This window comes from Streptomyces sp. TP-A0356, assembly GCF_001417775.1.
GTDB lineage: Bacteria > Actinomycetota > Actinomycetes > Streptomycetales > Streptomycetaceae > Streptomyces.
This window is the reverse complement of record NZ_BBZJ01000025.1, coordinates 17,020-37,557: the sequence shown is the minus strand read 5'-3', so window position 1 is coordinate 37,557 and position 20,538 is coordinate 17,020. Positions and strand designations below refer to the sequence as shown.

The window sequence follows — 20,538 nt, the reverse complement described above, 5'->3', positions numbered from 1 at the left end:
GAGGGGCGCACGATTCCGTGCACCGAATTTGCTCAGTTCTGACGACAGGACGGATCCGCGACGTCGAGATCAGCGGCCGGGAGCTGCTGGTGAACGGGGAGCGCGTGTTCATCCGGGGCGTCAACCGGCACGACTTCCACCGTTGACCGGCCGGACGGTGGCGTACGACGACATGCGCGCGGACCTCGTCCTGCTGAAGCGCTTCGGCTTCAACGCGACCCGCACCGCGCACTACCCCAACGACCCCACGCTCTACGACCTGGCGTACGGTGCGAACCACGACGCGGCGGCGGGCTGGCTGCGCACCCACGATCCGACGCGGCCGCTGCAGTACGAAGGCGCCGCGAAGCGCGGCTGGGCGGACCCGACGGTCGCCTCCGACATCGCCTGCCCGATGTACGCACCGATCGAGGAGTCCGTCGCGCACGCCCTGTCCGGCGAGCAGACGAAGCCGCTGATCCAGTGCGAGTACTCGCACGCCATGGGCAACAGCAACGGCACGCTCGCCGACCACTGGGCGGCCATCGAGTCCACCCCGGGCCTTCAGGGCGGCTTCATCTGGGAGTTCTGGGACCACGGCATTCTCCAGAAGGTGAGCGATGGCAGACCGGCCGGGCGCGCGGGCGCCGGGCTGTATGACAACGGTGTCGCCGCGCCCGGCCACCGCTGGGCGTACGGCGGTGACTTCGGCGAGACGATCCACGACGGCGCCTTCATCGCCGACGGGGTGGTCTTCCCGGACCGCACCCCGAAGCCCGCTCAGTACGAGCACCGGGAGAACGCGGCGCCGGTACGCATCGAGTGCTTCAAGCACGAGGGGATCGTCCTCGGCAACCACCAGCACTTCCGCCGCCTGGACTGGCTCTCGGGCGAGTGGGAGCTGTCCCTGGCCGACGGCCGGACGCTGACCGCACCGGCCGAACTTCCCGACCTGTGTCCCGGCGAGACGGCGGCGGTACCGCTGCCGTTCGAGCTGCCTCGGGACGGGGGCGAGGCCTGGCTGACGCTGCGGGTGACGACGGCTCAGGACCTGCCGTGGGCACAGCGGGGCACGAAGGTGTGCGCGCCCCAGGTGCGGCTGAGGGCGGCCACCGTCGTGGCGGGCGTCCCCGTGGCGGACGCCCCCGTGGCGGACGTCCCCCTGGCGGACGCCCCCCTGGCGGACGTCCCCGGGGTGGATCGTTCCGTCGAGGTGGATGCGGAGGGCTTGCTCGTCCACCCGCTCCTCACGACCGCCCCCACGCTCTCCCTCTGGCGCGCCCCCACGGACAACGACGAGCTCGGCGGCATGGCGGCGCGCTGGCGCGCCTGGGGGCTCGACGCGCTCGTCCGCAAGGTCGTCTCCGTGCGCCGGGACGGTGCCTCGGTGTCCGTGCTCGCCGAATACGCCGGCGCGGTCGGCGTCGTCCGCCACCGGCAGGTGTTCACGCCGTTCGAGGGCGGAGTCCGGATCGACGAACAGGCGGGACTGCCGGACGAGTTCGACGACGTGGCGCGGGTGGGCTCGGTCTTCGAGACGGTGGCGGGCCTGGATCTGCTGGAGTGGTTCGGGCAGGGGCCCTGGGAGTCGTATCCCGACCGGAGCGCGGCCGCGCCGGTGGGCCATCACTCCGTGCCCGTCGACGAACTGTTCACCCCCTATCTGCGTCCCCAGGAGAGCGGCGGCCGGCACGGTGTCCGCCGCTTCACGCTGTCGGCACCGGACGCCTCGGGCCTCGCGGTCGTGCTGGACGCACCGCGTCAGGTCTGCGTCACCCGTCATCGCGCCGAGGACCTGACCGCCGCTGCGCACCACGACGAGCTCGTGCCGCGCCCGGGGTGCGTGGTGCACATCGACGCGGCACACCGGGGACTGGGCACGGCCTCGTGCGGCCCGGACACCTCCCCCTCCTACCGCATCGCGCCGGGCATCCACCGCTGGAGCTGGACCCTGCGCGTTCTCTGACCCCCACGCTTCCTCTCCCCGTCACCTCTTACGGAGCACCCGTGTGTACTTCGCATGACCACGCGCAGGGCGAGGCCGCGCAGGCCGGTGCCGGACGACGCGGTTTCCTCCGAGCCACCGCGCTGCTCGGCGCCGCCGCCACGGCCGGGGTCGCCCTGCCCGGCGTCGCCGAGGCGGCCCCGGCCACGGCGGCCCGGTGGCGGCCCGATGCGGACAGCCGCCGTTTCACACTCGCCGTGATGCCCGACACCCAGTACCTCTTCGACGGACCCAGCATCGACAAGGCGCCGGTCGAGGCGTCCCTGCGCTACCTCCTGGAGCACGGCAGGGACGAGAACATCGTCTTCCTGTCCCACCTCGGCGACCTCACCCAGAACGGCGCGCAGGCCGAGTTCGCCGCGATCAGCGATGCCTTCGAGATCCTCGACCGGCGGGGCGTCGGCTACAGCGTCCTCGCGGGCAACCACGACGTGCGGTCCTCGACCGACGACCAGCGCGGATCGACCCCGTATCTGGACGCGTTCGGCCCACGGCGCTTCAAGGACAAGCCGACGTTCGGGGGTGCCTCCCCGGACGGATACAACACCTTCCACCTGTTCCGGGCGGCCGGGCGGGAGTGGATGGTGCTCGCGCTGGACTGGCGGCTGTCGGCCATGGGCTACGCCTGGACCAAGGACGTCCTCGCCCGGTACCCGAGGACGCCCGTCATCCTCACCACCCACGAACTCGTCGTCGAGAACGACTCCCTGTCGGGGTACGGCGGGCAGCTGTGGGACCAGCTGATCGCGGACCACGACCAGATCTTCCTCACGCTCAACGGCCACTACTGGCCGGCCGGGCGGGCGACCCGCAGGAACGCTGCCGGGAACGAGGTGCATCTGCACCTGACGAACTACCAGAACCGGTACTTCGGCGGCGCGGCGATGATCCGTCTGTACCACTTCGACCTCGACCGTGACGTCATCGACGTGGAGACGGTCTCCCCCTGGATCCTCGGCCGGGCCGCGAAGGGGCTCAACGAGCTGGAGCGGCAGGAGATCCGACTGAGCGGCGACGCCGACCGGTTCTCGGTCGGCATCGACTTCGAGAAGCGCTTCTCGGGCTTCGCTCCGGTCCCGGCGCGCCCGTCGCGACCGGCCTCGAGGATGCTCGTGCCCGGCACGGTGGCGTACTGGCGGTTCGACGGACACGACGACGCCGCCGCCGTCTCCGGCACGGTCCGCGACCTGTCCGGACGCGGCAACGACCTCACCCTGGTCACGGTGGGCGGCGGCTCCCTGACCTGGTCGGCGGACCACCACCCCGACCAGCCGGGCCATGGGAGCCTGGAGTTCCAGGGCTTCAAGTCACCACTGAAGGGCGCATATCTGCGCACGGTCGACGGCGCTCCGCTCAACTCCGCCACGTTCAGGTCCGGTTACACCATCGAGGCCTTCTACCGCCTGCCCGCCGACTGGGACCCCGCGCACCACGCCTGGGCCGGGATCCTCGGTCGCATGGGCACGGGCGGTGCCGCGGGCAAGACCGCCGACGACCCGGACGAGCCGCTGGCCACGCTGTCGCTGTCCAACGGCCGCGAGCCGCAGTGGGCCGTGCGCCCCCTCGACCAGCAGGGCATCGCCACCAACTGGGGCCAGGAGACACCGCTGGAGACCTGGTGGCACCTGGCCGTGGTCAACGACGGACGGCACACCACGTTGTACGTGGAGGGCTGCCCGGCCGTCCGCAACCCGAAGGCCGTCGCGATCGGACTCACATCGGTGGGCCTGCCGTGGCTGCTCGGCGGCTACGCGTACGCGGACAAGATCGACCAGATCCTGCACGGACGACTCGGCGACGTTCGGATCGTCGAACGGGCCCTGCCCGTCACCTCCTTCATGAATCACTGAGCCGAAGGGCCCCTCACCGACCATGACCGAGCAGCAGCTGCCCGACTGGGCCGACCCGTCCGTCTCCCCCGGCCACCTCGACGCCCAGGGCGTCTCGCGCCGCGGGCTCCTGCGCCGCGCGGGGCTGTTCGGCGCCGCCTTCGCACTGGGCCCGCCGGCCACCCCGGCGGCGGCGGACGACCGGCGTCCCGGCGGCGACGATCCCCGGCTCGCCTACCTCGTCGGCGACCACCACGTCCACTCCGTCTACAGCCACGACGCCAAGTACACGTTCTCCCAACTGGCCAGGGCGGGCGCACAGTACGGCCTCGACTGGATGGTCTTCAACGAGCACTCCAACTTCGGGCACGCCCACTACGGCGCGAAGATGGAGCACGAGGAGATCCTCAAGGCACGGGCGGAGAACCCGCGCCAGCTGATCTTCCAGGGCCTTGAGTGGTACATCCCGGCCGCCGAGCACGCGACGGTGTTCGCGGCGCCCGGCCCCCACGAGGTCGATCTGCTCACGCAGTTCGAGCTGGGCTACGACGGCAAGCTGCTGGGCTACACCGACGGCGCCCCCGACAACGCGAACACGGCCCGCAACGAGGCGCACGCCGTCAAGGCCATCCAGTGGCTGGCCGAGCAGCGCCGCACCGGTTACGTCGACGACGTCCTGGTCCTCGCCAACCACCCGCTGCGCCTGGGCATCGACTCCCCGCGCGAGATCCGCAACTGGCGGGACGCGGCGCGCGAGATCGTGATCGGCATGGAGGGCGCGCCCGGCGCCCAGGGCGCGGCCATCCCCGGCCGGCGCGGTTCGACCTCGATCCGCGGCGAGTACGAGAACAAGCCGTCGGCCCAGTCGTGGTCCGGCTATCCGGCGGACGCGTATCTGACGTACGGCGGCTTCGACTGGGCGACCGCGACGGTCGGCGGCCTGTGGGACGCGCTGCTCTCCGAGGGCACGCTGTTCTCCGTCACCACCAACTCCGACGCCCACCGGGTGGTCTTCGACACCTGGAAGAACGGCGACTGGCTGCCCGGCCAGAACTTCGACAACACCGGCAGGCTGCCCGACCCCGTGAACACCGACACCCCGCAGCCGGGCAGCGACTTCTGGCCCGGCCAGTTCAGCCGCACCCACGTCGGGGTGACCCGCTACGGCTACCGGGCGGTGATGGCGGGCCTGCGCGCGGGCCGCGTCTGGCTCGATCACGGGCATCTGCTCGACGGGCTCGATGTGCGGCTGAAGCGGGACTGCGACTTCGGGCGCGGCGTCACGCTCGGCGGCCGGCTGCGGGTCCGCAAGGGCGAGAGGCTCACGCTGTACGTGACCGTGACGTCCGCCTCGCGGCCCAACGCCCATGGAGTCCTGCCCGAGTTGGCCCACGTGGACGTCATCCGGGGCGCGGTCCGCGGGGCGGCGGCCGACCGGGACACCTGGCGGGCGCCCGACACCAAGGTCGTGCACAGCACGGACGTGACGGGCCGGAGGGGCACGTACACGCTGCGCATCCCGCTGACCGCCGGGGAGGAGTCCTTCTACCTCCGGCTGCGTGGCAGCGACGGCAACCGGCACGGGGCCGGCTATCTCGGCGCCGGTGTCGACCCGCACGGACCGATCCCGCACGAGCCCGGAAACGGTGACCCGTGGGCCGACACCTGGTTCTACTCCAACCCCCTCTTCGTGGAGGTGACCGGCGGCCGGTGAGAAGCCGCCCGCCCGCTACCGGGTGACGGGGCCGACGACCACGGGCTGGGCCTTGGCGCCGTCACCCTGGGCGGGCAGGTTCACGGTGAGCGCCAGGGTATGCGCGTGCGTCTCGTTCGGCGGGGTGATCACCGCGCTGGTGAACGTCACGCCGCTGCCTCCGGTGTTGTTCTGCAGCACCCGCAGATCGAAGCTCGCGCTCCGGCCGGGAGCGAGGGTGACGGTCACCGGCGTGTGGGCGTTGCGCTGGGCGCTCACCCGGCCGTCCTTGCCGACGAGGTCCACGCCCGGGAAGCCGTGCAAGGTGCAGCTGGCGGGGCCCGAGTTGGTGAGCTTGACGGCGATGTGGGTGTAGTCCGACTGGGTGAAGGACGAGCCCTTGGCGAAGGTCAGGTTCGCGGTCTTGCAGGAGGCACCCGAGTGCCCCGTGGCTCCGGATCCTCCGGACGTGGTGCCCGAGCCGCCCGAACCACCGGCGGTGCCACCGGACTTGCCTCCGGAGGGAGCCGTCGCCCCCGAGCCGCCGTTCGCCGAACCGCCGCCCGAAGCGGCGGAGGCGGACGGGGCGGAGCTGGATCCGCTGTCGTTGCTGCCGCCGTCGCCGTTGCACGCGGTGAGCGAGAGCCCCGCCGCCAGCACGAGCGCGGCGGCGGCCGAAACCTTGCGGAACTGCTGAACATTCATGGAGATTCCCCCTGGTCGATGCGCGCAACGGGACCGCTTCATGGGCCCGGCATGGAACGTACACGCGGGGTCGTGAAGCGCGGTTGCGGCGCACGGCGGAATCCTTCCGTGCCCAATGTCACCCACGGCCGACGGAACCCGTCAGGCCCTTCGGCAGTGCGCCCCCAGGCGTAGGAGTGCGACGGGCTCTGCGGGACGGCGCGGCGTCGGTCCCGGCGTACGGCTCGCCGCGCGCGGGATCTCCCGGGCGCCGGGAGGGCAACCGGATTCACGCCGAGGGCGCCGCGCGCTCGGGGCGGCCCCGAGGGTCAGCGCGGGAGCGCGGCCAGCATCCGCCGGTCCCTGGGGGCCGGTTTGCGGTCCAGCCGGGAGTCGAGCAGTCGGCGCGCCGCGTCACAACGGCCCGCGGCGACCAGGGCGTACAGCAGGGTCTCCTCGACCACCTCGCGCTGGGCCGCGCTCCCGCCGACCTTGCCCAGGACGGGCAGGAGGGCGCCGAGGCCGCCGGCCGCCTCGTGGAAGCGTTCCTCGACGAGCGCCGCGAACGACTCGCACAGCGGGACGATGACCTCGCGCTGCACCGGGTCCGCGCCCGCCGCGTGGTCGCGCAGCCGGCGCAGGGCGGCGATGTCTCCCGCGGCGGTGAGGGCCACCGCCGCGTGCAGCGCCGTGAACGCGGTAGCGGGCCGCTCCAGGACGTCCCTGGCAACCGAGTCGAGTACGTCGGCCGCGGGCACCTCGCCCGGCCAACTGTCGCTCATCCGCGCCCGCCACAGCAGCGACCCCGAGTCGACGAGCGCCCGCACCCCGGACACGCGCCCCGGTGCCAGGTGCGCGAGCCATCGCCTGCGGACTGCGGCCGGGTCGTCCAGTGCCAGTTCGTGCAGCGCGATGTGCCAGGAGAAGTGCGCCCGGTGGACCGCGCCGCGCCCCCGTCCCGACACCCACGCGTCGAGCCAGTCCCGGCCCGCCTCATGGGCGCCGCACTCGTAGTGGACATGGGCGAGGGCGTGCACGGCGTGCCCGGAGGCGGGCTCGGCGGCCAGAGCGCGGTGGGCGAGTTCGCCCGCCTCGTGGAAGCGGCCCTGCCCCTGACGCAGGAAGGCGAGCAGCGAGAGATGGAACCAGTGGCCGTCGTATGCGGGCGAGGTCCGCTCCACCAGTCGCAGCGCGTACGCGTCGTCGAGATCCCTCACGCCGGAGAAGGCGATGGTCGGTACGGCGGCGGCCAGCGCGAGCGCGTCGCCCGGGTAGGAGTCGAGGTGGCCGAGCAGGACGGCACCGGATGCGTCGGTGCCGTGGACGCGGCGGGTGACGACGTCCACGAAGGAGCGCTCACGGTCGTCGGCCCGCTCGCGCGCGGACCGCTGTGCCTCGGCGAGGGCCCGTGGTACGTCGACGTCGGCGCCGCACTCGTGGCCGAGCAGCGCGAGCGCCGCGTGTCCGACGGCGAAGCCGGGGTCGAGCGCGACCGCCCGCCGGAAGGCGTCCTCGGCGCCGGCCCTGACCTTGAGGACCCGGTCGAGACCGGTGCGGTGGGCGGCGGCCGCCTCGGCATGCGTGGACAGGGCCAGGCCGTGCCCGTCGACGGGACGCCGCCGGGAGCGGCGTACCGGCGGGGTGAGCGGCGCGAGCAACTCCCGTGCCAACGCCGCCGCCTGGACCCGGATCTCGGGGATGGCGGTGGTCTCCCACAGTTCGCCGCGGCGGGGGGCGCCGAGCGTGAAGAGCGGCCGGTCGGCCCGGCCCTGGCTGTCGATGAGCCGGCCGTCGCGAGTGGCCACGCCCATGCCGAGGGGGCCCGGCACGGCGGCCCCGGCGTCCATGAGCGAGCGCCACAGGGGGTCGTCGAGGCGGTGGCCGGGGCCCGTACAGTCGATGACCCAACCTGCGTGGAGGGTACGGCCGTCGGCGAGGGCCACGGTGACCGTGCCGTCCGGCTCGGTGCGGGCCGTGGCGATACGGCCGGAGTGCACCCGCAGCCGCCGGGCCGCCCGCACCCGCGCCAGCGCCTCCGCCGTGGCGGGCGCCATGCGATGCCGGTGCGTGTTCCACAGCGCCCCGTCCCGCTCCAGGAACTCGGCCCGCTCCCGGGGCGTCAGGCTCCGCCAGAGCTCCGCTGTGCGCGGCCGCAGGCTGTCCAGCGCGGGGCGCCAGTCGCCGTGGCTGCGCAACGCCCGGGCGGCATGGTGGTACACGGCCCGGCGCAGCTCGGCCAGGGACGCACCCTGCAGCCCCTGGGGCGGGGGCATCGCGCCCGCCGGGTGCAGCGCGTGCGGTTGCGGAAGCAGACCGCCCCGCGACACGGCGTGCAGTGTCCGGCCCGGGCGGTCGAGGGTCAGGGCCAGGTCGACGGCGGTCAGCCCGGTGCCGATCAGCAGCACATCGGCGGTGTCGGCGCGGGGCCCGTCCAGCGCGCCCGGGCCCCAGGGCGCGGCGACGAACCGTGGTGACGTCCGCAGCCCGGGCGGCGCCCAGGCGGCGCTCCCGGGTGCGGGCCCGGTGGCGAGCACCGCGCTGTCCGCCGTCAGACGCTCGCCGTCGGCGAGCCGGAGTTCCACCCGACCGCCGGAGGTGCCCGCACAGCTCTCCGCGCGCGCCCGCAGCCGTCGCACCCGCACCACCCCGTGGGCGCGGACGATCGCCTGGCCCAGTGTGTCGGCGAGGTAGGCGCCGAAGCGGTAGCGGGTGACGAAGTCGGCGGCGGTGACGGTGGGTTCGCCGTGCCGGCACAGCCAGCGGACCAGGTGGCCGGGCACGTCGGGATAGCAACTCATGTTGCCCGCAGGCACGTTGAGCCGGTGGCGGGGGTCGGGGGTGGCGTAGGCGGTGCCACGCCCGGCCTCCGGCGCCGGGTCGATGAGGACCAGGTCCACAGGCGTACGGCGGCGTGCGGCCGTCTCGCACACCTGGATCGCGGTCAGTGCCCCGGCCGCGCCCGCTCCGACGACGGCCACGGTGTGCGGGGCGCGGGCTGGAATCACGTGTACCTCCGGTGATCGTCGGGTCGGGGGCCGCTCGGCGGAAACGCCCGCTCCTACTCTGTTCACCTTCGGTGGCACCGGGGCAACGGTCGTTCAGGCCGTCTCGGAGGCTGTCTTCACAGGAATCCCGGGCAGTGCTCCTCGGATTCAACGGTTCAACCCGTGCGAAGGCTGGACGACTCCCAGGGCACGAACGACGGCTCGGCGGCGGGCCATGCCTTCTGCCGGCGCTCGGGGGCCCTCCGGCAACGAGTGGACCTCCCCCTTCGGCACCCGAACTCCCTGGCTCCGCAAGGACTTTCTCGGCTTTACCTCTTGACGACCGGAGTGACGTAGAGCACATTGGCCGCGCTGCCTGAGAGCGCTCTCAATCCCATCCGCGCACGACCACCGTGCTCTGGCGCACCGCACACCCCCACTCCGTACCCGAAGAGGCTCCCCATGAAGGACACTTCCGGCATACCCCCAAGACGCAGCCCCCTGCGACGGGTCCTCGTCGCCGTGCTCGGCACGATGGGTCTGGCCATGGCCGCCGCCACGGCCGCCACCCTGCCCGCGAACGCCTCCGCCCCCACGCCCCCGTCCGGCTGGACCCAGGTCTTCCTCGACGACTTCAACGGCGCGGCGGGCTCCGGCGTCAACACCGCCAACTGGCAGTACGACACCGGCACCAGCTATCCGGGCGGCGCCGCCAACTGGGGCACCGGCGAGGTCGAGACGATGACCTCCAGCAGCAGCAACGTCTCGCTCGACGGCAACGGCAACCTCCTCATCACCCCGCGTCGTGACGCGTCCGGCAACTGGACCTCGGGCCGTATCGAGACCACCCGCACCGACCTCCAGCCCCCGGCCGGCGGCAAGCTGCGCGTCCAGGCGCGAATCCAGATGCCGAACGTCACCGGCGCCGCCGCCAAGGGCTACTGGCCCGCGTTCTGGATGCTGGGCGCGCCCTACCGGGGCAACTACCAGAACTGGCCGAGCGTCGGCGAGCTGGACATCATGGAGAACGTCCAGGGTCTCAACACCGACTGGGCCACCATGCACTGCGGCACCAACCCGGGCGGCCCCTGCAACGAGACGTCCGGCATCGGCGGTTCGACGCCCTGCAGCGGCACCACCTGCCAGGCCGGCTTCCACACCTACGCGATGGAGTGGGACCGGTCGACGAGCCCCGAGGAGATCCGCTTCTACCTCGACGGCGTCAACTTCCACACGGTGAAGGCGAACCAGGTCGACGCGACGACGTGGGCGAACGCGACCAACCACGGGTTCTTCATCATCCTGAACGTGGCGATGGGCGGCGGCTTCCCGGGCGCCTTCGGCGGCGGCCCGGACAGCGGCACCGAGCCCGGCCACCCCATGGTGGTCGACTACGTCCAGGCGCTCCAGTCCTCGGGCGGCGGGAGCGGTACCACCCCTCCACCGTCCGGCAACCGGGACGCGTACAGCCCGATCCAGGCCGAGTCGTACGACAGCCAGTCCGGCGTGGTGCCCGAGCCCACCACCGACACCGGCGGCGGCCAGGACATCGGCTCCCTCGCGAACGGTGACTGGGCGCTCTACAAGGGCGTCAACTTCGGCTCCACGCCGGCCACGCAGTTCTACGGCAGGGTCGCGAGCGGTGCGGCGAGCGGCGTCAGCGGACTGGTCGAGGTGCGCCTGGACAGCCGTACGAACGCGCCGATCGGCAGCTTCGCGGTGGCCAACACGGGCGGCTGGCAGAGCTGGAGGACGGTCCCCGCGAACATCGGCTCCGTCACCGGCACGCACGACGTCTATCTCACCTTCACCAGCGGCCAGCCGGCCGACTTCGTGAATGTGAACTGGTTCGACTTCGGTCACTGACGGACATCACCGAGGGGGGCGGGCCGAGGGCCCACCCCCCTCCTTCTCATCTCAGCTCGGCCCGGAACGCCGCCGGGGTCGTGTCCGTGCGCTGGTGGAAGAACTTGGAGAAGTTCGCCGGGTCGGGGAAGCCCACGGCGGCGCCGACCCGGCCTATCGGCAGGTCCGTGTGCGCGAGCAGGCGCTTGGCCTCCAGGATCACGCGCTTGTCGACGAAGCCCTTGGGGGTCTCGCCGGTGGCGCCGCGGACTGCGCGCACCAGGGTGCGGCGGGAGCAGCCGAGGGCGTCGGCGTACGCGCTGACGCTGTGGTTGGTGGCGAAGCCCTTCTCGACGGCGTCCCGGAACCGGGTGAACATGGTGTCGGCCTGCCCCCGGGCCGCCTCGGCCGAGCTGGCCGCCAGATGCGAGAGCCGCAGCAGGAACGCGGTCAGGGTGTGACGCAGGACCGCGGTGTGCAGACTCAGGGGCAGCGTGGTGGTGTCCTCGTACTCGCGCTGGAGGTGGGCCAGGGCGGCCTTGAACCCGGCGAGCTGGTCCGGGCGGGGGTGCAGCAGCGGCGGCAGGTCGTAGCGGTACAGGCCCGTGGCCTCCACCGTGGCGCGAGGCAGGAATCCGGGCTGCATGGTCAGCACGGTGCCGCGGTACTCGCTCGTCCGGGAGAACCGGTGGACCTGACCCGGGCGGATCCACAGCAGGTCACCGGCACTCGCCCGGTAATCGGCGAAATCCACCATGTGCGTCACGGGGCCGCCATTGAAGAGCATCACCACGTGGAAGTCGATGCGGTGGACGCGGTCGAGCGGCGCGTCCCGGTGCCAGACGCGCCCGGGCTCCATGGATCCCACCTGCATGCCGACGCGGCAGACGCTCAGGTCGACCGGGAAGGGGTAGGTCCTGATCCCCTCACCGTCTTGCATGTCTCTGTCCGCCATGTCCGTCTCGCGCCGCCTCGGTCACGCCATCGCTGTCCCACTTTCACCGAAGGCTGACACAGGGGGACCTTCCCTCGCAAAAGTCAGACTTTTAGGTTTGACGGCGTTCCACCAGCGATACGCATCCAGTGAGGACTTCTTGAAGATGAGTGCGCAGAGCACCGACGGATTCGCATGGACCGAGCTCGACCGGCGAGCCGTCGACACCGCCCGCGTTCTGGCGGCCGATGCCGTGCAGAAGGCCGGCAACGGCCACCCTGGCACCGCGATGAGCCTGGCCCCAGCCGCGTACACGATCTTTCAAAAGGTGATGCGGCACGATCCCGCCGATCCCGAGTGGACCGGCCGAGACCGCTTCGTCCTCTCCCCCGGCCACACCTCGCTGACCCTCTACACACAGCTCTTCCTCTCCGGATACGAGCTGGAGCTGGACGACCTGAAGGCGTTCCGCACGCACGGTTCGAAGACGCCCGGCCACCCCGAGTACGGGCACACCGCCGGAGTCGAGACCACGACCGGTCCGCTCGGCCAGGGCGTCGCCAACGCGGTCGGCATGGCGATGGCCGCCCGCTACGAGCGAGGGCTGTTCGACCCGGACGCCCCCGAGGGCACCTCCCCCTTCGACCACACCATCTGGGCGATCGTCTCCGACGGCGACCTGGAGGAGGGCATCTCCGCCGAGGCATCCTCGCTCGCCGGCCACCAGAAGCTCGGCAACCTCGTCTTCCTCTACGACGACAACCACATCTCCATCGAGGGCGACACCGCGACCGCGTTCTCCGAGGACGTGCTGAAGCGGTACGAGGCCTACGGCTGGCATGTGCAGCGCATCGAGCCCGCCGAGAGCGGTGACATCGACGTCCACGCGCTGTACACGGCGCTCAGGGCGGCGCAGGCCGAGACCGAGCGCCCCTCGATCATCGCGATGCGCACGATCATCGCCTGGCCCGCCCCGAACGCACAGAACACCGAGGCCGCGCACGGCTCGGCGCTCGGCGCGGAGGAGGTCGCGGCCACCAAGCGCGTCCTCGGCTTCGACCCCGCGAAGACCTTCGAGGTCGCCGACGAGGTCCTCGCCCACACCCGGCGGGCCCTGGACCGCGGTGCCGAGGCGCACGCGGCCTGGGACAAGCGGATCGCCGAGTGGCGCACCGCCCAGCCGGAGCGCGCGAAGCTGTTCGACCGCATCGTGGCCGGCCAACTGCCGGAGGGCTGGGAGGAGGCGCTGCCGGTCTTCGAGGAGGGGGCGTCCGTCGCCACCCGTGCCGCCTCCGGCAAGGTGCTGCAGGCGCTGGGCGCGGTCATCCCCGAGCTGTGGGGCGGATCCGCCGACCTGGCCGGTTCGAACAACACGACCATCGACAAGAACAGCTCCTTCCTGCCGAAGGGCAACCCGCTGCCGCAGGCGAGCCCGTACGGCCGCACCGTTCACTTCGGCATCCGCGAGCACTCCATGGCCGCGGAGATGAACGGCATCGCGCTGCACGGCAACACGCGCATCTACGGCGGTACCTTCCTGGTCTTCTCCGACTACATGCGCAACGCCGTGCGCCTGTCGGCCCTGATGCAGCTCCCCGTCACCTATGTGTGGACGCACGACTCCATCGGCCTCGGCGAGGACGGCCCCACCCACCAGCCCGTCGAGCACCTGGCCTCGCTGCGGGCGATACCGGGCCTGAACATCGTCCGCCCGGCCGACGCCAACGAGACGGCCGTCGCCTGGGCCGAGATCCTCAAGCGGCACTCCACCGACCCGGCCCCGCACGGTCTCGCGCTCACCCGCCAGGGCGTGCCGACGTACGCCCCGAACCCCGAGGCGGCGAAGGGCGGTTACGTTCTGCGGGAGTCGTCCACCGAAACCCCGGAGGTCATCCTCATCGCCACCGGCTCGGAGGTGCAGCTCGCCGTCGCCGCGCGGGAGCGGCTGGAGGCCGAGGGCGTGGGCACCCGGGTGGTGTCGATGCCGTCCGTGGAGTGGTTCGAGGAGCAGACCGCCGAGTACCGCGAACGCGTCCTTCCGCCGTCCGTGAAGGCCCGCGTGGCGGTCGAGGCGGGCATCGCCCTGACCTGGTACCGGTACGTCGGTGAGAACGGACGCATCGTCTCCCTCGAGCACTTCGGCGCCTCCGCCGACGCCAGGACCCTGTTCAGCGAGTACGGCTTCACCGCCGAGAACGTGGCCGCCGCGGCCCGGGAATCCCTCACCGCCGTCCGCGGTTGATCCGATCGCAAGAAAGAAGATGATCACAGTGACCGAACGAGCCGCAGCAGTGGACCCCTTGAAGCGCCTGTCCGACGAGGGCGTCTCGATCTGGCTGGACGACCTGTCCCGCAAGCGGATCGACTCCGGCAACCTCGCCGAACTCGTCCGGCAGAAGCACGTGGTGGGCGTCACCACCAACCCCTCCATCTTCCAGGCCGCGATCGGTTCCGGTGAGGGCTACGAGGAGCAGCTGGCCGATCTGGCCGTGCGCCGTGTGACGGTGGACGAGGCCGTCCGCATGATGACCACCGCCGACGTCCGCGCCGCCGCCGACATCCTGCGGCCCGTGTACGACGCGACGGAGGGCCGGGACGGCCGGGTCTCCATCGAAGTCGACCCGCGCCTCGCCCACCGCACGCGGGCGACGATCGCCGAGGCCAAGCAGCTGGCCTGGCTGGTCGACCGGCCGAACGTGATGATCAAGATCCCGGCGACCGAGGCCGGACTCCCGGCCATCACCGAGGTCGTCGGCCGGGGTATCAGCGTCAATGTCACGCTGATCTTCTCGCTGGAGCGCTACCGCGCGGTCATGGACGCCTACCTCGCGGGTCTGGAGAAGGCCAGGGCCGCCGGGCTCGACCTGTCCGCCATCCACTCCGTCGCCTCCTTCTTCGTCTCCCGCGTCGACGCCGAGATCGACAAGCGCCTGGCGAAGCTCGGCACGGACGAGGCGCTCGCCCTGAAGGGAAGGGCGGCGCTGGCCAACGCACGGCTCGCGTACGAGGCGTACGAGGACGTCTTCGGCGGTGAGCGCTGGCTCGCGCTGGCCGGCGACGGGGCCAACCGGCAGCGTCCCCTGTGGGCCTCGACCGGGGTGAAGGACCCGGCCTACAAGGACACCCTGTACGTCGACGAGTTGGTGGCGCCGGGCACGGTCAACACGATGCCGGAGGCCACCCTCCACGCCACCGCGAGCAACGGCGCCATCCACGGCGACACGGTGACCGGCGGCTACGCTCAGGCCCGCGCCGACCTCGCGGCTGTGGAGCGGCTCGGGATCTCGTACGACGAGGTCGTCAAGCAGTTGGAGGACGAGGGCGTCGCCAAGTTCGAGGTGGCCTGGCAGGACCTGCTGGACGCCGTGGCGACGTCGCTGAACGGCAAGGGAGGTGACGCGGAATGAGCAAGGAGCGTCCCGAAGGGACGGCCGCGAAGAGCGCAGCCACGGCTGAGGACGCCGCGGTGACCGGGATCCGGGAGACCAGCGGGGCCGAGGCGGCCAAGTCCCCGCAGGCTCAGGAGGCCGGGCGGAACGAGACCCCGAAGGAGGGGCGGACCGCGACTGCGGCCTCCCCCTCCAACCACTGGGTGAACCCGCTGCGCGATCCCCGTGACCGCCGTCTCCCCCGTATCGCGGGCCCCTCCGGTCTGGTCATCTTCGGTGTCACGGGCGACTTGTCGCGCAAGAAGCTGATGCCGGCCGTGTACGACCTCGCCAACCGCGGTCTGCTGCCGCCGGGCTTCTCGCTCGTCGGCTTCGCCCGGCGCGACTGGGCCGACCAGGACTTCGCGCAGGTGGTGCACGAGGCCGTGCGTGAGCACAGCCGTACGCCGTTCCGCGAGGAGGTGTGGCAGCAGCTCGCCGAGGGCATGCGGTTCGTCCCGGGCAACTTCGACGACGACGAGGCGTTCGAGCAACTGCGCGCAGCCATCGAGGAGTTGAACGTCACCCGGGGCACCGGCGGCAACTACGCGTTCTACCTCTCCGTCCCGCCGAAGTTCTTCCCGCAGGTCGTCCAGCAGCTCAAGAAGCACGGGCTCGCCAAGGCGCCGGAGGGCTCCTGGCGGCGCGCGGTGATCGAGAAGCCGTTCGGCCACGACCTGGCGAGCGCGCGTGAGCTGAACCGGATCGTGCACGACGTGTTCGAGCCGGACCAGGTCTTCCGTATCGACCACTACCTGGGCAAGGAGACCGTCCAGAACATCCTGGCGCTGCGCTTCGCCAACCAGTTGTACGAGCCGATCTGGAACCGTTCGTACGTCGACCACGTCCAGATCACCATGGCCGAGGACATCGGCATCGGCGGCCGCGCCGGCTACTACGACGGCATCGGCGCCGCCCGCGACGTCATCCAGAACCATCTCCTGCAGCTGCTGGCCCTCACGGCCATGGAGGAGCCCATCGCCTTCGACGCCGAGGCACTGGCCACCGAGAAGCTGAAGATCCTCAGGTCGGCGAAGCTGCCGGAGGACCTCGGCGGCCACACCGTGCGCGGGCAGTACGCGGCCGGCTGGCAGGGCGGCGAGAAGGTGGTCGGGTACCTGGAGGAGGAGGGCATCGACCCGGGGTCCACCACGGACACCTACGCGGCGATCAAGCTGGAGATCGACAACCGCCGCTGGGCGGGCGTTCCCTTCTACCTGCGCACCGGCAAGCGTCTGGCCCGCCGGGTCACCGAGATCGCGGTCGTCCTCCAGCGGGCGCCCCACTCCCCGTTCGACTCCACGGCCACCGCGGAGCTGGGCCAGAACGCGATCGTCATCCGGGTGCAGCCGGACGAGGGCATGACCGTGCGCTTCGGTTCGAAGGTCCCGGGTACCTCGATGGAGATCCGGGACGTCACGATGGACTTCGCCTACGGCGAGTCGTTCACCGAGTCCAGCCCGGAGGCATACGAACGACTGATCCTGGACGTACTGCTGGGCGACGCCAACCTCTTCCCGCGCACCGAGGAGGTGGAGGAGTCCTGGAAGATCCTCGACCCGATCGAGAGGTTCTGGGCGACGCAGGGCAAGCCCGCGCAGTACCGGGCGGGCACCTGGGGTCCCGAGGAAGCCGACGAGATGCTCGCACGAGACGGACGGAGCTGGCGCAGGCCATGAAGATCGACCTGACCGACACTACGTCAAGCAAGATCAACAAGGCGCTGGTGGAGGGCCGCCGAGCCCTCGGCACCCCCGCCGTGGGCATGGTCCTGACGATGATCATCGTGACGGACGAGGAGAACGCCTACGACGCGCTCAAGGCGGCCGAGGAGGCCTCGCGCGAGCACCCCTCACGCACCCTGGTCGTCATCAAGCGGCACTCGCGCATCCCGCGCGATCGCACGCATTCGCACCTCGACGCCGAGGTGCGGGTGGGCGCCGACGCCGGCACCGGCGAGACGGTCGTGCTGCGCCTGTACGGTGAGGTGTCCGACCACGCGGACTCGGTGGTGCTGCCGCTGCTGCTGCCCGACGCCCCCGTCGTCGTGTGGTGGCCGGTGGACGCGCCGGACAACCCCTCCAGGGACCCGCTGGGTGGCCTCGCACAGCGTCGCATCACCGACATGTACGCCGTGGAGGCCCCGCTGACCGCGCTGGCCACCCGGGCCGCCTCGTACGCGCCGGGCGACACCGACCTGGCCTGGACCCGGCTGACGCCCTGGCGGTCGATGCTGGCCGCGGCCCTGGACCAGGCCCGTGCGGAGGTGACCTCCGCCGCCGTCGAGAGCGAGGCCGAGAACCCGAGCGCCGAGCTGCTGGCCCGCTGGCTGGAGATGCGCCTGAAGGTGTCCGTCGACCGGATCGTCACCGGCGGACCGGTGGTCACCGCCGTCCGGCTGGGCACCGACAACGGTGAGATCGTCATCGACCGGCCCGAGGGCCCGATGGCCACGCTCACCCTGCCGGGCCAGCCCCCGCGCAGCATGGCGCTGAAGGTGCGCCCCACCTCCGAACTGATCTCCGAGGAGCTGCGTCGCCTCGACGCGGACGAGATGTACGCCATCGCCCTGCGCGGCGAGGCCGGCAAGGAGAACGCCCACCATGTCTGACCGTCCCAGGCTCACCCGCCGTCCCGAGTGGACGGCCCTGGAGGACCACCGCGCGGGGGCGCTGCTCCACCCGAACCTGCGCGAGCTGTTCGAGAGCGACCCCGGGCGCGCCCGGCGCTACACGGTGCGCGTCGGCGACCTGCTCATCGACTACTCCAAGCACCTGATCACCGACGAGACCCTCGCCCTGCTCCAGGAACTGGCCACCGCCACCGACGTGTTCGGCCTCAGGGACGCCATGTTCCGCGGCGAGCGGATCAACGTCACCGAGGACCGGGCCGTCCTGCACACCGCGCTGCGGGCGCCGCGGGACGCGGTGATCGAGGTCGAGGGCGAGAACGTGGTGCCCAAGGTCCACGCGGTGCTCGACAGGATGGCCGCCTTCGCCGACCGGGTCCGCTCGGGCGAGTGGAGCGGTCACACGGGCAAGCGGATCCGCAACGTCGTCAACATCGGCATCGGCGGCTCGGACCTGGGTCCGGCGATGGCGTACGAGGCGCTGCGCGCCTACACCGAGCGCTCGCTGACCTTCCGGTTCGTCTCCAACGTGGACGGCGCCGATCTGCACGAGGCCACGCGTGACCTGGACCCGGCCGAGACGCTGTTCATCGTCGCGTCCAAGACCTTCACCACCATCGAGACGATCACGAACGCGACCTCGGCGCGGTCCTGGCTGCTGGCCGGGCTGGACGGCGACGAGAAGGCGGTCGCCAAGCACTTCGTCGCCCTCTCGACGAACGCCGGCAAGGTCACCGAGTTCGGTATCGACCCGGACAACATGTTCGAGTTCTGGGACTGGGTCGGCGGCCGCTACTCGTACGACTCGGCGATCGGCCTGTCGCTGATGATCGCCATCGGGCCGGAGCGGTTCCGGGAGATGCTGGACGGCTTCCGCATCGTCGACGAGCACTTCCGCAGCGCCCCCGCCGAGGCCAACGCCCCGCTGCTGCTCGGCCTGCTGGGCGTGTGGTACGGCAACTTCCTCGACGCCCAGTCGCACGCGGTGCTGCCGTACTCGCACTACCTGTCCAAGTTCACCGCCTACCTGCAGCAGCTGGACATGGAGTCCAACGGCAAGTCCGTGGACCGTGACGGCCACCCGGTGGAGTGGCAGACCGGGCCGGTGGTGTGGGGCACGCCCGGCACCAACGGACAGCACGCCTACTACCAGCTCATCCACCAGGGCACCAAGCTGATCCCGGCCGACTTCATCGGCTTCGCCCGGCCGGTGGACGAGCTGAGCGCGGGACTCAGGGCCCAGCACGACCTGTTGATGGCCAACCTGTTCGCCCAGGGCCAGGCGCTGGCCTTCGGCAACACCGCCGAGGAGGTACGGGCGGAGGGTGTGCCGGAGGAGCAGGTGCCGCACCGCACCTTCAAGGGCAACCACCCCACCACCACGATCCTGGCCGCCGAGCTGACCCCGTCGGTCCTCGGCCAGCTCATCGCCCTCTACGAGCACAAGGTGTTCGTCCAGGGCGCGATCTGGAACATCGACTCCTTCGACCAGTGGGGCGTCGAACTCGGCAAGGTCCTCGCCAAGCGCGTGGAGCCCGCCCTGACCGAGGGCGCGGACGTCCCCGGTCTCGATCCGTCCACCGCCGCCCTCGTGGCCGCCTACCGCACGCTCAAGAGCGCTCAGGGAGAAGTGAACTGACATGCAGATCGGACTGATCGGCCTCGGCAAGATGGGTGGCAACATGCGCGAGCGGATCCGCCGCGCGGGCCACACCGTCATCGGCTACGACCGCAACCGCGACGTCTCCGACGTCAACAGTCTCACCGAACTGGTCGAGAAGCTGGAAGCTCCGCGCGTGGTGTGGGTGATGGTCCCGGCCGGCGCTCCCACCCAGTCCACGATCGACGAGCTCGCCGGCCTGCTCTCCCCCGGCGACACCGTGGTCGACGGCGGCAACTCCCGCTGGACCGACGACGAGAAGCACGCCGAGCAACTGGGCGCCAAGGGCGTCGGGTTCGTGGACGCCGGAGTCTCCGGCGGCGTGTGGGGCCTGGAGAACGGCTATGCCCTGATGGTCGGGGGCGACAAGGAGCACGTGGACCGGCTGAAGCCGATCTTCGACGCGCTCAAGCCGGAGGGCCCCTACGGGTTCGTCCACGCGGGCAAGGTGGGTGCGGGCCACTTCTCGAAGATGGTCCACAACGGCATCGAGTACGCGATGATGCAGGCCTACGCCGAGGGCTGGGAGCTGCTGGAGAAGGTCGAGTCCGTGGAGAACGTCCGCGAGGTCTTCCGCTCCTGGCAGCAGGGCACGGTGATCCGCTCCTGGCTGCTGGACCTCGCGGTCAACGCCCTGGACGAGGACGAGCACCTGGACAAGCTGCGCGGCTTCGCCGAGGACTCCGGCGAGGGCCGCTGGACCGTCGAGGCGGCCATCGACCACGCGGTGCCGCTGCCCGCGATCACGGCGTCCCTGTTCGCCCGGTTCGCCTCCCGGCAGCAGGAGTCGCCGCAGATGAAGATGGTCGCGGCGCTGCGCAAGCAGTTCGGCGGTCACCCCGTCGAGTCCGTCGAGTCCGCGGACTAG

At 71.5% G+C, this 20,538-nt stretch carries 12 protein-coding genes and 1 pseudogene; 10 read left to right on the top strand and 3 right to left on the bottom strand.

Translation table 11 applies throughout. From position 1 onward, the window contains the following. Window positions 1-56: 56 nt before the first annotated feature. The 3 genes and pseudogenes from ASC56_RS26545 to ASC56_RS26535 form a co-directional block, all read left to right on the top strand. Window positions 57-1,945: pseudogene (locus tag ASC56_RS26545) on the top strand (glycoside hydrolase family 2 TIM barrel-domain containing protein); the annotation flags it as partial. A gap of 41 nt (window positions 1,946-1,986) precedes the next feature. After that, window positions 1,987-3,834, top strand: a complete 1,848-nt coding sequence (locus ASC56_RS26540) for a LamG-like jellyroll fold domain-containing protein (protein ID WP_055494079.1) — start codon at window positions 1,987-1,989, stop codon at window positions 3,832-3,834. Between the two features lie 22 nt (window positions 3,835-3,856). After that, window positions 3,857-5,527 (top strand): PHP domain-containing protein, encoded by a 1,671-nt coding sequence (locus ASC56_RS26535; RefSeq protein WP_055494078.1) that lies wholly within the window; start codon window positions 3,857-3,859, stop codon window positions 5,525-5,527. A gap of 15 nt (window positions 5,528-5,542) precedes the next feature. On the opposite strand, the gene ASC56_RS26530 is transcribed toward ASC56_RS26535, so the two are convergent. Together ASC56_RS26530 and ASC56_RS26525 are read right to left on the bottom strand one after the other, a co-directional pair. After that, window positions 5,543-6,211 carry a DUF4232 domain-containing protein gene (locus ASC56_RS26530; protein ID WP_055494077.1) on the bottom strand — a complete coding sequence of 223 codons (669 nt, stop codon included), beginning with the start codon at window positions 6,209-6,211 and terminating at the stop codon, window positions 5,543-5,545. A gap of 308 nt (window positions 6,212-6,519) precedes the next feature. Beyond that, on the bottom strand, window positions 6,520-9,195 hold the full coding sequence (locus ASC56_RS26525; protein WP_234377068.1) for an FAD/NAD(P)-binding protein: 2,676 nt from the start codon (window positions 9,193-9,195) through the stop codon (window positions 6,520-6,522). Window positions 9,196-9,636: 441 nt separating this feature from the next. Between ASC56_RS26525 and ASC56_RS26520 the strand changes: the two genes are divergently transcribed. Further along, window positions 9,637-11,040: a glycoside hydrolase family 16 protein gene (locus tag ASC56_RS26520; protein WP_055494076.1), complete on the top strand. Its 1,404-nt coding sequence runs from the start codon at window positions 9,637-9,639 to the stop codon at window positions 11,038-11,040. 46 nt (window positions 11,041-11,086) lie between these two features. Here the strand turns inward: ASC56_RS26520 and ASC56_RS26515 are convergent, their stop codons facing one another. Then, complete coding sequence (locus ASC56_RS26515; protein ID WP_055494075.1) at window positions 11,087-11,974, bottom strand: AraC family transcriptional regulator; 888 nt, start codon at window positions 11,972-11,974, stop codon at window positions 11,087-11,089. Between the two features lie 145 nt (window positions 11,975-12,119). Between ASC56_RS26515 and tkt the strand changes: the two genes are divergently transcribed. Genes tkt through gnd form a run of 6 tightly spaced genes read left to right on the top strand, consistent with a single transcriptional unit; the run spans window position 12,120 to window position 20,538 of the window. After that, a complete protein-coding gene (gene tkt / locus ASC56_RS26510; protein ID WP_055494074.1) occupies window positions 12,120-14,195 on the top strand; it encodes a transketolase in 2,076 nt (691 codons plus the stop codon). A gap of 19 nt (window positions 14,196-14,214) precedes the next feature. Continuing rightward, window positions 14,215-15,360 carry a transaldolase gene (tal, locus tag ASC56_RS26505; RefSeq protein ID WP_055494073.1) on the top strand — a complete coding sequence of 382 codons (1,146 nt, stop codon included), beginning with the start codon at window positions 14,215-14,217 and terminating at the stop codon, window positions 15,358-15,360. Further along, on the top strand, window positions 15,357-17,060 hold the full coding sequence (gene zwf / locus ASC56_RS26500; protein ID WP_055494072.1) for a glucose-6-phosphate dehydrogenase: 1,704 nt from the start codon (window positions 15,357-15,359) through the stop codon (window positions 17,058-17,060). The genes tal and zwf overlap by 4 nt, the downstream gene beginning before the upstream one ends. Next, the gene (gene opcA / locus ASC56_RS26495; protein ID WP_055494071.1) at window positions 17,057-17,992 is read left to right on the top strand and encodes a glucose-6-phosphate dehydrogenase assembly protein OpcA; all 936 of its coding nucleotides are present in this window, start codon (window positions 17,057-17,059) and stop codon (window positions 17,990-17,992) included. The genes zwf and opcA overlap by 4 nt, the downstream gene beginning before the upstream one ends. Then, window positions 17,985-19,649: a glucose-6-phosphate isomerase gene (gene pgi, locus ASC56_RS26490; RefSeq protein WP_055494070.1), complete on the top strand. Its 1,665-nt coding sequence runs from the start codon at window positions 17,985-17,987 to the stop codon at window positions 19,647-19,649. Before opcA ends, pgi begins: the two co-directional genes overlap by 8 nt. 1 nt (window position 19,650) lies before the next feature. Beyond that, window positions 19,651-20,538 carry a phosphogluconate dehydrogenase (NAD(+)-dependent, decarboxylating) gene (gnd, locus tag ASC56_RS26485; protein ID WP_055494069.1) on the top strand — a complete coding sequence of 296 codons (888 nt, stop codon included), beginning with the start codon at window positions 19,651-19,653 and terminating at the stop codon, window positions 20,536-20,538.